General features: G+C 25.9%; 14 protein-coding genes. 7 read left to right on the top strand and 7 right to left on the bottom strand.

From position 1 onward, the window contains the following. Positions 1–52 precede the first annotated feature (52 nt). Complete coding sequence (locus tag DB318_RS02680) at positions 53–1186, top strand: hypothetical protein (protein WP_151073485.1); 1134 nt, start codon at positions 53–55, stop codon at positions 1184–1186. On the opposite strand, the gene DB318_RS02675 is transcribed toward DB318_RS02680, so the two are convergent. The 6 genes from DB318_RS02675 to DB318_RS02650 are packed head-to-tail and all read right to left on the bottom strand — an operon-like array spanning position 1183 to position 7251. Continuing rightward, positions 1183–2982, bottom strand: a complete 1800-nt coding sequence (locus DB318_RS02675) for a hypothetical protein (RefSeq protein ID WP_151074256.1) — start codon at positions 2980–2982, stop codon at positions 1183–1185. The genes DB318_RS02680 and DB318_RS02675 overlap by 4 nt on opposite strands. A 12-nt stretch (positions 2983–2994) precedes the next feature. Continuing rightward, positions 2995–3945, bottom strand: coding sequence for a hypothetical protein (locus DB318_RS02670; RefSeq protein ID WP_172964865.1), 951 nt, complete (start codon positions 3943–3945; stop codon positions 2995–2997). 32 nt (positions 3946–3977) lie between these two features. Beyond that, positions 3978–4466, bottom strand: a complete 489-nt coding sequence (locus DB318_RS02665; RefSeq protein ID WP_151060018.1) for a CarD family transcriptional regulator — start codon at positions 4464–4466, stop codon at positions 3978–3980. Positions 4467–4505: 39 nt separating this feature from the next. Continuing rightward, positions 4506–5099: a hypothetical protein gene (locus DB318_RS02660; protein WP_151060019.1), complete on the bottom strand. Its 594-nt coding sequence runs from the start codon at positions 5097–5099 to the stop codon at positions 4506–4508. After that, positions 5092–5820, bottom strand: coding sequence for a 16S rRNA (uracil(1498)-N(3))-methyltransferase (locus tag DB318_RS02655; protein ID WP_151060020.1), 729 nt, complete (start codon positions 5818–5820; stop codon positions 5092–5094). Before DB318_RS02655 ends, DB318_RS02660 begins: the two co-directional genes overlap by 8 nt. Positions 5821–5823: 3 nt before the next feature. Then, positions 5824–7251, bottom strand: coding sequence for a S41 family peptidase (locus DB318_RS02650; protein WP_151060021.1), 1428 nt, complete (start codon positions 7249–7251; stop codon positions 5824–5826). Positions 7252–7315: 64 nt separating this feature from the next. Between DB318_RS02650 and DB318_RS06170 the strand changes: the two genes are divergently transcribed. The 5 genes from DB318_RS06170 (at position 7316) to mgsA (ending at position 12383) form a co-directional block, all read left to right on the top strand. Then, on the top strand, positions 7316–7741 hold the full coding sequence (locus tag DB318_RS06170; RefSeq protein WP_151060022.1) for a hypothetical protein: 426 nt from the start codon (positions 7316–7318) through the stop codon (positions 7739–7741). A 3-nt stretch (positions 7742–7744) separates the two neighbouring features. Next, positions 7745–8887, top strand: a complete 1143-nt coding sequence (locus DB318_RS02645) for a MinD/ParA family protein (protein ID WP_151074254.1) — start codon at positions 7745–7747, stop codon at positions 8885–8887. Continuing rightward, positions 8887–9873, top strand: a complete 987-nt coding sequence (gene lgt, locus DB318_RS02640) for a prolipoprotein diacylglyceryl transferase (protein WP_151074253.1) — start codon at positions 8887–8889, stop codon at positions 9871–9873. The genes DB318_RS02645 and lgt overlap by 1 nt, the downstream gene beginning before the upstream one ends. Positions 9874–9893: 20 nt before the next feature. Then, positions 9894–11906, top strand: a complete 2013-nt coding sequence (locus tag DB318_RS02635; RefSeq protein ID WP_151074252.1) for an EAL domain-containing protein — start codon at positions 9894–9896, stop codon at positions 11904–11906. A gap of 93 nt (positions 11907–11999) precedes the next feature. Beyond that, a complete protein-coding gene (gene mgsA, locus DB318_RS02630; RefSeq protein WP_151060026.1) occupies positions 12000–12383 on the top strand; it encodes a methylglyoxal synthase in 384 nt (127 codons plus the stop codon). A gap of 42 nt (positions 12384–12425) precedes the next feature. Here the strand turns inward: mgsA and p22 are convergent, their stop codons facing one another. Continuing rightward, the gene (p22, locus tag DB318_RS02625) at positions 12426–13013 is read right to left on the bottom strand and encodes a lipoprotein P22 (protein ID WP_151074251.1); all 588 of its coding nucleotides are present in this window, start codon (positions 13011–13013) and stop codon (positions 12426–12428) included. A 127-nt stretch (positions 13014–13140) separates the two neighbouring features. Here p22 and DB318_RS02620 point away from each other — a divergent pair, with 127 nt between their 5' ends. Then, a complete protein-coding gene (locus DB318_RS02620; RefSeq protein ID WP_151074250.1) occupies positions 13141–14517 on the top strand; it encodes an aminopeptidase in 1377 nt (458 codons plus the stop codon). The last annotated feature ends 4 nt before the right edge of the window (positions 14518–14521 follow it).

Genomic DNA, 14521 nt, shown 5'->3' with positions numbered 1-14521 from the left:
ATAATTAACTATAAAAATTATACATAATTTATTGTAAAATAAAATAAAAAACTTGAATAATTTTATGAGAACAAAAAATTTAATACTAATAGCAATTTTACTGATTAACCTCAGCTGTTCAAAAAATAAGAATATAGTTGTACTAACTGACAATAAAGCAATACCATTTTATATAAATCAATTTAATATCGAAAATAAACTCAATTTTATAATTAAGTTTAGAAATAATATTGATCCACAAACAATAGAAAAAGAAAATGCACAAATAATTATTTCTAAAAACATTGGCAATACAAATATTGCCAATCATTTTAAATCTATAAAAATCAACTATAATCCAGATTATCCTGTTTTAAAATATATTTTCAAACAATTTAACTACAAAATTATTCCATTAAGCTTTGACATTCCCATTTTAATCTATAAAAATACATACCAAATTAAAAAATACATAAACACTAAATATTTAAAAGAAGAATACGAAAATTTCATTAAAGATGGAAAATTTTTTATATCGCCCTATGTTTCTGAAAATTTATTTTATGTGATTTCTGAAATAAACGATGCAAGATTTTCTTTTGAAAAGAATAAATTAAATTACAATGAAAATAAAATTCTAGAAATGCTAGAATATTTCTCATCATTTTTAAATACAAAACAAATAGAGTTACAAAAAGATTTCTTTAATAAATACGGCTACCTTAAACTAAACAAAATATTGCTTAATAAAAAATCTCTTTTAATAACAGGATTGAGTGATCTAACCTTCTACAATAGCTTAAGCGAACAAGAGAAAGCACAAATAAAATTTTCATATTTAATCAACAACAACAATGAAATTGTTATATCAAGCCCAAATTTTATTGGTATTTTAGAAACGTCTATTCTAACTAAAAAGTTTATCCGATGGATTTTAGATAAAAAAACTCAAAAAAAACTAATCGGATTTAGCAATCAATCCCAATCAAATATATGTTTTGGATTTGCTAATGGTTTTACTCCCTACAAAGAATTAAATTTAAAAATAAAACACTCAATTGATGGGATATCTCCTTTTATTATTGATGAAACTCAAATCAATAATTATTCTTATGCATTAAGCAAAAAAACAATTGAAAAAGAAAATTTACTAATAAATGAATGGTTTTTTTCTAGAATTAAGAATCTAAAAAAAAATAGATATTAAATATGCCTTTCCCTATAATTTACAATAATTATTTTAAAAATAAGAAAAAACAATAACGTAGAAAGAATAGCCAAAGATATGTAAACACTATTAAAAACATATATAATAAGGGAGGTAAAAACAATTAAAAAATAATTTAGAAAAAGACAAGTAATCCCTGAAAAAATAGCTATCATTAGTGAGATTAGGAAAATCATAACCTTGGAATTGAAATTAAATTCTATTTTAGAAAACAAAGAAATAAAAAACATTCCCATTAAAACTAGCAAAATCGGAGAAATTAGTAAAACCAAACTTAAAGAAAAAATATTAATTAATTTCAAATTTAATATAGCAACCCTATGAAAAGCGCTTGACAAACTTTGAATTCTTAAAAAAAATCCAACCTCAGTAAAATTTGAAAATAAAGCTAAATTTTCTACATTTTCATTAATCTTGACAACCTCTAAAACATTTGTATCAAAACTATCCATAGACACAAATACTTTAGTAAGAGTAATTTCACTCTGCTCATTATCTTTGTCTAAAACATTTTGATATACAAAATTACCTCTCAAGGTAGCAAATGGAATTTTAATATGCAATATAACATTTCCTGTCTTATTAAATCTAATAAGCTCAAAATTTTTTATTATTTTAGAATGATTATTAAGGGTAACAACTTTTTGCATATAAATATAATCATAAAAGCCTCTATTAGAATCTGGCTGCAATAAAAATACATTGTTTATTCCGTAATATTCAAAATATTTTTCAATCTCATCAAAAAAAAGATATCTTTTTCTGAGCTTTTCAAGTGATTTATTTTTATAATTCAAAATTTCATTATCACTAGGCAATAGTTTATGAAGATTTAAAAACCCGTAATAAGCTAATTTAAATTTCTCGGTATTAAGATACAAAAAATTTTTTTGCTTTTCTTCAGAGATTAGCTGCATTTTTTCTTTTTCAAAATTTCTATTTTCATTAATAAACTTTAAAGTCAAATCTAAAAGCGCAACAAAATTATCGTCTTTTGTTGCAATATAAGCAATATAAGCAAAGTAATTAGCCGTATAATAATCATTTTGAGAAATAAATTCATTGACAATATTAAAAAAATCTTGTTTTTTAAGGCTTTGCAAAGGATATCTTGAAAAAGTTTTTTTAACCTTTTCCAAATCAACGTCATAACTTGGAATTTTACTATATTCAGATTTCACTAAATAATAATTTGTTAAAAGTTCTTCATTATTTACATAAATAATTCGCATTTTATCATATATTCTAATCAAATTTTCAAGATGTTTTCTCTTTTGTTTCATTGAATCTGATAAATCAGAAGATAAAAAAAATCTATTTGAAGACAAACCTATATCTATATTTTTAATTTTAAGAGATATTTCATTTGCTTCACTTTCAAGAAGATTATATCTATCGTAACTAAACTTATACTCATTTCTCTGAGCAATTATATAAGGCAATATTAAATTAAATATAAAAGTAAAAAAAACCCCTATAATAAAAAATAATAGTAAAAATGCATAAAGTTTAGAAAATAAATACCCATTATATGATTTTAAATAACTCTTTATTTCTTGTTGAACAAAAAAAGCAAAGTAAATACAAATAATAAAAATAAAAAATCCATAAAAATACTTGTAAAAAAGCAAAATAGAATCAAAAAAAGCTGCTATCAACCTATGCTTTTCTAAAAAATTTTCTCCAAAAAAATAAGAATAACTAAAGATTAAACCTATAAAAAAACACAAAAAAATAATAAAGTTGCTCAAAAATGCATATATTTCTCTTTTCATAAACTTTAAGAATTAACTACCATTATATAAATTATCATCTAAATCTTTGCTGATTTTAATATATTCTGAAACAAAGCCAAATAAATAAGTAGAAAAAAAGGTTAAAGCACAAAAAACAAAAGGAATAAAATCAGATATAATGCTCTTTCCTATTATTACATTATAAATCTTGGGAAACTCAATCGAATAGACATTATAAATTTTTAAAAAAAGTATAATAAAAATAGGATAAAGAAATATTGCAAAGCTATTTGAAAAAATAAGATTAAAAACATAAAAAAACGCAAATAACAACAAAGAAATTCCTAATATATTAAAAATTAAATTTAAATAATTGAGTGAGAATAAAAAATTATTCAAAATTTTCAAATCTCTAAAAATAAAATCAACAAAATTATTAAAAATCTTTTGCTCTAAAAAATTATTCCCAATAAAATCAATATTGCTAGAATTAAAAAGATTTGGTTGGTAAGAAAAACTTTTATCCTTTTTGTCATCCCCTGAAACGATTAAAGCTCCATTAAAACCATAAACATTAGGACTATTGCTAGAAAATATTATTTTACCATTTAAAAAATGTACAACCTCGTCTTTAAGGATAAAATTATTATTTCTATTGCCATTAATATAGTAAGAATGAAAACTATAGCTAACCAAAAATCCCAAATAAGAAAAGAATAAAATCAGAATAAAGATAATAAAATAAAAATAAAAAGTTTCTCTGGGCGGCTTTAAAACCATTCCATAAAAAGGATAAGACATCCGCATAAAAGTAACAACAAGCGACAAAGGGAAAGAATAAATATAGGCATTGTAATAAAGGCTATAACTAAAAATAGAAAAATTGAAATACAAAAACTTATATCTTAAATAAAAGGTACAGATAAACATTAAAGAAAAAAGGCAAAATATTAAAATAAATCTATAAATTATTAAAAAGATCAATCTTAAAGAATCAAACACAGCAAATCCTCCCCCTCAAAAATTGAGAAACCTTAAGCCTTTTTGCTATCGACCAAAATATTTTTAATCTTCTTCTTAGCTTCTTCAAAGCTAATTTGCAAAGCTAAGCTGATCTCGTGCTCTAGTATTAACTCAAAATCATTCAAAATCCTTTTTTCGTAAAAGGGAAGTTCTTTTTGAGTAGATTTTTTATATAAAAATTTATACAACTTTGCTGTATCCAAAATATCGCTTTTTTTATAAAATTCATGACCGCCATCTTTTATTTTTTTTGAATCTATTTGACCTTCGAAGTCTTTAATAACATCAAAGACTTCTTCTACCTTTTCCCTGCTAACCAAAGCTCTAATTCCAAAATCATCAACTTTAGAAACAGGAACCATAAAAATCATATCACTAAATGGAAAATGTATTTCATAATAATCAATAATCTCACCATTAAACTCTTTAGTTCTAATATCCTTAATCGTACCTACTCCATGCATTGGATAAACTACTGATTGATTTAGCAAAAATGCCATACTTACCTCATAAAATATAGATAGTTAAAATTTAAAGGATCATAAAAAAACACTTAAATTGGTTCTAATACTAGATTTATTTTCATAAAATAAATTTTCAAGATATCTATCATTACAAAAACTTATTATTACACTAGGAGTAAGCTTATTGATATTTGCAAAAAACATTTCTTTATTTCTCTTTACAGCTTTTAAATCATAATACCCAATAAAACTAATTTCTTTATGAGATTCTTTCAATCTTAAAAATTTTTTCTTTGAAATTACTTTATCCTTGTCTATAATATAACATGTTTTATGGGCATTTTCTAGTATTCCCATTAAAATGAGAAGAACTGTATTTGAATCATAACAGTCAATATTAACTCTTTTAAAAATCCTACAAAAAAATCTTACAATCTTAGAATTTAAAAAAACAAGAGAAGAATTTTTAATGTGATTTCTAAACTTTTTAAAAATCAAAACCTTTAGGAAAGCTTTAAGCCCGATAAAAATTACTATTGAATGATAAGGATGCCCTGAAAGATAAGCAAATCTGCTTATAAGCTTACTACGACTATCAAAAACATCTATAGGTACACCTAAAAAATAAAATCTATCTGGTTTTGAATATATGTCTTTTAAATTAGCCATTAAAATCCCCTAATAATGCCTTAAAATAAGCAAGTGAATAAATAATAGCCGTATCCGCTCTTAAAACCGAAGTATTAAATCTTACAAAATTAAAGCCTTTTTCCTTGAAAAAGGCTATTTCTGACTTCGAAAAGCATCCTTCAGGACCTATTATAATCCCAATTTTGCTAAAATTATCAAAACGTTCATTCTTGCTTAAAAGCATTCCACTCTGATGAGCAACATAATATCTAGTAGTTAAAGAATAAGGTAAATAAAAAAAATTATTATAAAAATTAATTTTAGGAACAATTTTATTACCACTTTGCTTTAAAGCCTCATCTATTATTTTTGAAAATCTTAAAAATTTGGCAGATGTATTTCTTATATCTATTTTGGACACAGAATGATCTGCATTAATAATATTAATTTCTGAAACTCCAATTTCAACAACCTGCCTTAACACCGAATCTATTTTTCTACCCTTTAAACTAGAAATAAAAATACTTATCTCAAAATCATTTTTTTCAATTTTGTCTATTTTATTAGTAGCAAACCTAATAAAATTACTACCAATTTTTACTATTTCTGACATTCTTAATTCCTTATCTTTTAAAAGAATGTTCAGCTTGTCACCTTTTTTAAGTCGTCTTACATTAATAAGATAATGGTATACGCTCATATCTTTAACAATAATAAAATCACCTACTAAACAATTTGCATCCAAAACAATTTGCTTCACAATTTAATTGCCTAATTTAGATAAATACTCACAAGCTGCTTTTAAAGCCTTGTCATAATGTAGATTATAAATTGGCAATTCTTTATTATTATCTTGATAGTAATTAAAAAACACATACTTGCCCAAAAATTCTTTATCAATTTTATATTTTGGGTTTTCTTTAACAAGATTCTCAACAAAAAAATCAATCTCTTGTTCGGTAATGGATTTTTTGTCTTTCAAAAAGCCTTCTATTAGCTTTTTATCAAAAATTTCTTTATATATTGCTGCTTCTTCCTCAGAAAAATCTGGAGTTTTTATTTCTAAATCAGGTTCAATTCCAACCTTATGAATACTCTTTCCAGATGGAGTATAATACTTTGAGCTTGTAATTTTAAATCCACCAGTATAAAAAGGAACTACATGTTGAATAACCCCCTTGCCGTAAGACTTTTCGCCTATAATATAGGCTCTTTTATGGTCTTTCAAAGCACCTACAAAAACCTCTGATGCTGATGCTGACGATCTATCTATTAAAGCAACAATTTTTATATCTGAAGGCAAAACTTGTTTTGCGCTTGCCTTATAATCAATAGGCTTGCTAGAATTTCTTGATTTTGTGGAAACAATAGTTCCTTTAGGTAAAATATCATCCGCCATTTTTATAGCTGCCTGAAAATATCCACCGGTATTAAGTCTTAAATCCAAAATTAAAGATTTAATATTTCTATTCTTAAGATTGTCTAAAGCTTTGCTAAAATCTACAGAAGTATGTGGATTAAAGCTTACTATTCTTATATAACCAATATCTGAATTAATAACATCATACTTGATTGTTTGAATTTCTATCTTTTCTCTTGTAAGTTCAAAATCCAATTTTAAATTTTTCCCCCTAAGAATAGATACTTTAACTTTTGTGCCCTCTTTACCTTTTAAAAGATCAACAACTTGATCTACTTCCATAGAAGAAACACTCTTACCATCAACAGCAGTAATACAATCTCCAGATTTAATTCCAGCCTTATAAGCCGGACCTCCCTCAAAAGGTGTAACAATAGAAACACAAGCGCTATTAGGATCAAGATTTTTTATCTTATCTTGCTTATCTTGAGAATGCATTTTTTTTATTATAGAAATTCCAATACCAACATAATCTCCTACTGTTGTTTTTGAAATTTCTTCTAAATCTTTTTTTGTCAAATATTGAGAATAAGGATCGCCTAGAGCTTGAAATATCCCTTTTAAAGCACCTTCAAAAATCACCTCATCGTTTACAGGTTCAACATAATTTTCTTTTACAAATTCAAAAGCTTGAATCATCATCTGCTCATAGCTAGATCTTGATAACTTATTATTAGATTTATCAACAGCAAAAATAGATTCAACAATCACTAAAGAGCTTATACCTAGAGTCAACAAAAAATACACGCATATTAAAAATTTATTTTTCATTTATTCATTCCTAATGCAAAAATTAAAACTTGATTTTATTTCCATAATATAATATTTTAAAACTATGTTAAACTCACATCCTAAAAAAAAACAAAGCCTTAAAAGAGCAAGCCTTATTGTATTGCAAATACTCGAGAGTCTTTTAGTTCTAGCCTTACTATACCAAGTTATTAATAGATTAATTTTTATTAATAATTACTCCATAAAGTTTATGCTCACATTTATCTTATACTCACCTGAATTTTTCATGGCTAATTTAACACTCTATTATTTTATCTACGAAAAATTTAAAATTCTTCACAGTATTATAGCAATAACTAAATTATTCCAAATAATATTAACAATATTATTATTTATTCTGGGACTTACTTTTAAAATGTACATCTATCAAACCTCTCTGGCTATCCTTTTAGGGATTACAGCAGTTTATCTAGTATTTAATGTAATAATTTTAGCACTAATTAACGCAAAAAGAAAAACAGTGGAGTAAAGCTTGATTACTATTCCTGTAGCTAGTGGTAAAGGGGGAGTTGGCAAATCCCTTTTTTCGGTAAACATAGCAATTTGCCTAGCAAATGAAGGAAAAAGTGTTTTGCTTGTTGATCTTGACCTTGGAGCATCTAATTTGCATTCAATGCTAAACATTATACCCAAAAAAAGTATCGGCACATTTTTAAAAACAACGATTAATTTTTCAGACATTATTATTAAATCTGGAATTAAAAATCTAAACTTCATTGCGGGGGATTCTGACATACCAGAACTTGCTAATATAGCCACTTCTCAAAAAAAAACTATAATAAAAAATTTAAAAGCTTTAAAATATGATTACCTGGTGATTGATCTGGGAGCAGGAACAACTTTTAATATTATCGACTTTTTTTTAATGTCAAAAAGAGGAGTAATAGTAACAACACCAACAGTAACAGCTACAATGAATGCATATTTATTTCTTAAAAATATAATATTTAGACTGTTGTCAAGCGTCTTTAAAAGAGGAACAAAAGGAAATGAAATTCTCAAAACAATAAAACAAAACTCAATCGATCTTCAAAAGGTGTATATACCTAATTTACTGTTAAAACTAGAAAGCGAAGATCCTGAAAATTACTCCAAATTTAACAAATTGTTTAAATCAATTAGCCCTTTTATGATATTTAATATGCTCAAAACTCCCAATGACATTGAAAAAACTGAAAAAATAATAAAATCAGCAAAAAACTATTTAAGCATAAATTTACAAAGCATTGGAGCAATCTATAAAGATGAAATAGTTGATCAAGCCTTAAACAGCAAAATCCCTATCACTATATACAAACCTACAAGCTCAACCTCTAAAAGTATAAAAAAAATTGCCAAAAAATTGATCGAAATTGAAGATTTAACAAATGATGCTGAGCTTTTAAACGAAGAAGATTTAAATGAAAGTTACGATTTCGTGTTAAGAGAAGCTCAAGAAGAATATATTGAAAAAATTGAATACCTTGAATCACTAATAAAAAACAAAACAATAGAAAGTAGTGAAATTATTGATATAATAAAATCTCAGAAAAGAGAAATCGAAACATTAAGAAAGCAAAATATGTTATTTAAAAAAAAGCTTTTTGAAAAGTTTAAAAAGGCTAAGGAGGTCTAATGCCAAATTATATAAATTATCCAAGTTGGTTACATCCTGAAGTAATTCAAGGCATACCAATTACATGGTATAGCCTATCTTACATTTTTATAATAATAATCTCTTATAAGTTTATTTGGTATCAAATACAATCAGACAGAATTGATATTAAGAAAGAAGATTTTGAAACATTTATGTTCTCACTTGTACTTGGAGCAATTTTGGGAGGCAGATTAGCATCTACCTTGGTTTACGACAAATCAGGGATTTATTATTCTCATCCTTGGTTAATCCTTTTACCATTCGATCAAAATTGGAATTTTACAGGTTTTAGAGGTATGGCCATCCATGGTGGTTTTTTAGGCGCAATAATTGCTCCTCTAATCACAATAAATACAAAACTTAAAAACACAAATGTTAAAAAATATTTTCTAAAACTAACAGATTATGGATCAATAGCTTTTTCTTCTGGATACATACTTGGAAGACTTGCTAATTTCGCAAATGCAGAACTTTATGGAAGAGTAATAAAAGGCGGAATAATATTCCCTAATGCAGAACCATTTGACACAAATATACCAGGTGTAAAAGAATTTGCATCATCCGTAGGGCTTGAAATTCTGCCTCATGACCTAGTAATCAACCTTCCAAGAATACCTTCTCAGCTTATTGAAGGATTTTTCGAAGGACCTGTAACTTTCATGTTACTATGGTTTTTATTTAGAAAAATCAAGAAATATGATGGATTTATTTTTGGTATATATATAATGCTTTATGCTTTTTTCAGATTCTTTATTGAATATTTAAGAGAACCTGACAAAGAACTTGGATTTATAATAAACTACAAGCCAATCAAAAGTCTGTCCGAATTTTCTTTTTTAAACATATCAATGGGACAAATTCTATCACTAGCACTAATACTCTTAGGTTTAATCTGGATAATAGTAACTAAAAAAATAGCAGATAAAAAAATAAAAAATAATAATAACCTGGCATACAAAAATTAAAATAAGAGCAAGCCAAAAAAATGCAAGAGGTTAATAATTATCAAAATATAAATTCTGTTGTAATTTCTAAAAAAGAAATTGATGTTAAAGATCTTATAAAACTTAAATCTATTTTTAACTTAATCCAAATCGTAAAATCTGAAAAAGCTTTATACAGTGAATATGTAAAACAAAATAATATTAAATTCGCTATTATTTATAATTATGAAAAACCAATAGATTTTTCAATAAATATTGCAAATGAATTAAAAAAAACAAACAAAATTCACTCTATTATAATTAGCAATGAAAAATTTGATAAGGAATATTTAAAACTTAATCACATAGAAATAATAAAAGATATAAGTGAATTAGAATATAAACAAAGTTTAATACACCAAAAAAAACTATTTTGCGACAATAAAAACACAGCTCTGGATTTCTTTTTAAATTTATCAGAACTCATTAAAGAAATAGTAATCATTACAAATACCGAAAATGAAATTATTTATATCAATGAAAAAGGTAGTAAAAATCTTAATCTTCCAATGAAAACCTCTGGAAATATAATCAAAGTAACTGACATAGATATTAGAGATTGGGAAAAGTTAAAAAAAATAGATTTAAGTTGGCATACAAATTCTATTCCTGAATTTAAAAATATATTAATAACTGATTGTCTTTTAACTTTAAAAAATAATAAAAAACTACATGTAGATGTATTTATTAGCATAATCGATCAAAACAATATTGACAAATTAATAACAATAAAAGAAATACCAAGCCCCAATAACATAGAAAACTATAAATACCTAGAAATTGTTGATTCACAAGACGAGATTCAAACTTTCAAAGAAATTGAAAAATTACTAGTAAACCATATAGATATTTACAAAAAAAAAAGAACATATTTGCTTAATTTAGACCTATCTCTAACAACAGAATATAAATATAAAGAGAATAGAGAAAAACTTAATATAAAAATACTTAAAATAATGTATTCAAAAATAATGTCATTATACTCTGAATATATTTTCAAGCTAAAAAACAACAATTTAATAGTAATCATATGTACAAGTGGCGATGAAAAAAAAATAATCGCAATTGCTAAAAAAATCAAAAAAACAATTACGCTAGCATTAAAAAAAGAAGATATTATTATATTCGAATTCAATATTGGAATAATAGAAGTAAATTTAAGAGAAAACTTAGAATTCAAAATCCCTAAATTAATGATGGCTACAAAAATATCATCAGAATACAAAGAATCTGATCCTATTATATACAAAGAAGAGCTACCAGAAGCGGTAATTTTAAAAAATCAAAACAAAATCTTTCAATATATACTCAAAGCAATAAAAAATGATTTTTTTACTCTTTATTATCAAAAAATAAATCCTCTTAAAAAGAACTTAAAGCCCAAAATAGAAATCTTGACAAGACTTTTTGATCATATGGGAAAACCAATTCCAAACGATCAAATTTTTAGCTTAATAGACAAATATAATTTAACTGTTGAAGTTGATCAATTAGTGGTTAAAAAAGCTTTAAGGGAATATAAAAGTTTTGTATCAAAAAATGGGATACACGTTTTCTCAATTAACATATCTCCTTATTCGCTAAAATCTCAAAACTTTCGAATATTTTTAAGAGATACTTTATTAAAAAGTAAAATCCCACTTCAAAATATATGCCTAGAAATAACAGAAACTGGAATTCTTGAAAATTTTGAGATAATAAATAAATATTTTCAGGAATTAAAAAGTTTTGGAATCAAACTAGCACTTGATGATTTTGGAAGCGGGCATACATCACTCTCATATATTAAAACACTACCAATAGACTTACTTAAAATAGATGGATCTTTTATAAAAGCAATAAACTCTAGTGAAATAGATTTTGTAATAATAGAATCAATTAAAAAAATAGCAGATACAAAAAATATAAAAATTATTGCCGAATTTGTATATAATGAAGAAATATTAAAAAAAATAAATGAACTAGAAATAGACTATGGACAAGGATTTTTATGGCACAAACCAGAACCAATATAAATTCTAAAAACAGTAAAATATAAAAATATATTCATGACTAAATTTTATTAAATTTCAAAAAAAATATTTTACATTGGAAAAGGAATAAAATTAATGGAAAAAAAAATAGCATTAATTGCACATGATAAAAAAAAGGATGATTTGGTAAATTTTGTCAAACAAAACCATCTCTTTTTATCCAAATTCAAGCTTATTACAACAGGAACAACAGGGTCTAGAATTCAACAAGCTACTGATCTTACGGTTATTAAATATAAATCGGGCCCTATGGGCGGAGATCAACAAATTGGAGCTGAAATAGCTGAAGGGAATGTCTTGGCCATATTCTTTTTTAGAGATCCTCTAACAAGTCAGCCTCACGAACCAGATGTGTCAGCTCTTATTAGGCTTTGCGATGTACATAAAATACCACTTGCAACCAACATAAAAACAGCAGAAATTTTAATAAAAGGACTTGGGGATTTGATTTCAAAATAGGCTTTAATTTAAAATTAAAGCCTAAAAAATCAAAAATATAAATTAATTCATCATCATAGGTGAAACTTTCTCAACACCGCTGATAATATAATTAATAGATTCAAAAAAAGTCTTAGCATCTGAATTATTCTTATCAACTGTAATTTCTAATTTTAAATTTTTAATATTAAGATCTCTAAAAGTACTAATAAGATCACTTTTAGCACCATGCAAATTACTATTTATAATCTTTTTAAAATCGGAGTCAATCCCAACAAAAATAAACGCTTCTTTTCCAGAAATACTAATTGGGGCTTCTCCTGCATAAATATTATCATAAAAATAAACTATTAACTTTGCGTTCTCTTTTGAAGGTATTGTTTCAAAGTAGCCATCTTTTTCAGAAAAATAAAAAACCTTTATATTTTTCCCCAAACTTTTTCGATCATTTTTTGAATGAACTACTCCCATAGCATGAAAAACATGACCAATAGTATGTTCATCTATTTTAGAAGTATCATCAAGCTTAGAAGAGCTATCCATTTCTTGCTCTTCAACATATTCATTTGAGGTATCTTTTGAAGTACACGCAATTATTAAAAATAATAAAAACCCCATTAAACAGTTTTTTAAAAAACCATTTTTATCCATAAAAATTCTCCCTTATAATTAATTAATTAATAATATTAAAATTAAAGGTAAGTTTACAATAAATAATTTATTTTGTATACACTTTAAAAACAATTAAAATGCTAAAATTAAACAGGAGGACTTATTAATGAAAAAACAAAATCCATGGCTATCTTTAAGCGAAGAAGAAAAAAATCAAATTTTCAATTTTTCTGAAAGTTACAAAAAATTTATAAGTAAATTTAAAACAGAAAGAGAAGTTATATCCTATGCTCTAGATAAAGCAAAAAGAAGGGGATTTCTTAACGCTGAAGAGAAAAAAAATTTAATGCCAGGCGATAAAATTTTTTATACCTGTAGAGAAAAATCTGTTGCTTTTGCTATTATTGGCAAAAATCCCATTGAAAATGGAATGAATTTAATTGTTTCTCATACGGATTCACCAAGGCTTGATGCAAAACCTTCGCCAATCTCTGAAGAAAACAACCTTGCATTTCTTAAAACCAACTATTATGGGGGAATAAAAAAGTACCAATGGTTATCTACACCCCTTTCAATAAGAGGCGTAGTATTCTTAAAAAATGGAGAAAAGGTTGAAATCAATATTGGCGACAATGAAAACGATCCTGTATTTATAATTCCCGACATTTTACCTCATCTTGATAGAAAAATACAAAGAAATAGAAAATCAGATGAAATTATTGAGGGAGAAAATCTAAAAATTTTAATTGGAAGCCTACCAATTGAAACAAAAGAAAAAGATAAAGTCAAAATGGCAACTCTGCAACTAATAAAAGAACAATACAAAATAGAAGAAGAAGATTTCGTATCATCAGAAATTGAAATAGTACCTGCAGGAACAGCAAAAGACATTGGACTTGACAAAGCTTTAATTGGTGCTTACGGACAAGATGACAAAATATGCGCCTACACTTCGCTAGAATCCATATTTGATCTTGAAGAGGTTCCAAATAAAACAGCTATTTGCTTTCTTGTAGATAAAGAAGAAATTGGCTCAACAGGTTCAACTGGACTAGACTCAAGATATCTTGAATATTTTGTTTCTGACATGATTTTTAAAATTAAAAAATCAGAATATAATAACCTTCATGTACAAAAAGCTTTATGGAATTCAAAAAGCATTTCTGCTGATGTTTGTGCAGCAATAAACCCACTATTTAGCTCAGTTCATGACGAACAAAATGCTCCTCAACTTGGCTATGGCATACCCATAATGAAATATACAGGACATGGTGGAAAAAGTATGGCTAGCGATGCTGACGCCGAGCTTGTTTCTTATATTAGACAATTATTAAATAAAAACAATATAGCCTGGCAAGTAGCAACGCTTGGAAAAGTAGAAGAAGGCGGAGGGGGAACTGTTGCTAAATTCTTAGCTAGCTATGGAATAAGAACAATAGACATGGGACCTGCTGTTATAAGCATGCATTCTCCAATGGAAATAACTTCCAAATTTGACTTATACAATGCTTACTTAGCATATACAGCTTTCTACAAGGAATAAAATT

Origin of the sequence: [Borrelia] turdi, from assembly GCF_008828755.2 — a bacterium.
GTDB classification, from domain to species: domain Bacteria; phylum Spirochaetota; class Spirochaetia; order Borreliales; family Borreliaceae; genus Borreliella; species Borreliella turdi.
This window is presented reverse-complemented; position numbering and strand designations above follow the sequence as displayed.

Bases quoted from the DNA above. Each gene is read 5' to 3' on its own strand.
- DB318_RS02675 (WP_151074256.1), bottom strand. From the start codon at position 2,982: ATGAAAAGAGAAATATATGCATTTTTGAGCAACTTTATTATTTTTTTG.
- DB318_RS02665 (WP_151060018.1), bottom strand. From the start codon at position 4,466: ATGGCATTTTTGCTAAATCAATCAGTAGTTTATCCAATGCATGGAGTA.
- DB318_RS02660 (WP_151060019.1), bottom strand. From the start codon at position 5,099: ATGGCTAATTTAAAAGACATATATTCAAAACCAGATAGATTTTATTTT.
- DB318_RS02650 (WP_151060021.1), bottom strand. From the start codon at position 7,251: ATGAAAAATAAATTTTTAATATGCGTGTATTTTTTGTTGACTCTAGGT.
- DB318_RS06170 (WP_151060022.1), top strand. From the start codon at position 7,316: ATGTTAAACTCACATCCTAAAAAAAAACAAAGCCTTAAAAGAGCAAGC.
- lgt (WP_151074253.1), top strand. From the start codon at position 8,887: ATGCCAAATTATATAAATTATCCAAGTTGGTTACATCCTGAAGTAATT.
- DB318_RS02635 (WP_151074252.1), top strand. From the start codon at position 9,894: ATGCAAGAGGTTAATAATTATCAAAATATAAATTCTGTTGTAATTTCT.
- mgsA (WP_151060026.1), top strand. From the start codon at position 12,000: ATGGAAAAAAAAATAGCATTAATTGCACATGATAAAAAAAAGGATGAT.
- p22 (WP_151074251.1), bottom strand. From the start codon at position 13,013: ATGGATAAAAATGGTTTTTTAAAAAACTGTTTAATGGGGTTTTTATTA.
- DB318_RS02620 (WP_151074250.1), top strand. From the start codon at position 13,141: ATGAAAAAACAAAATCCATGGCTATCTTTAAGCGAAGAAGAAAAAAAT.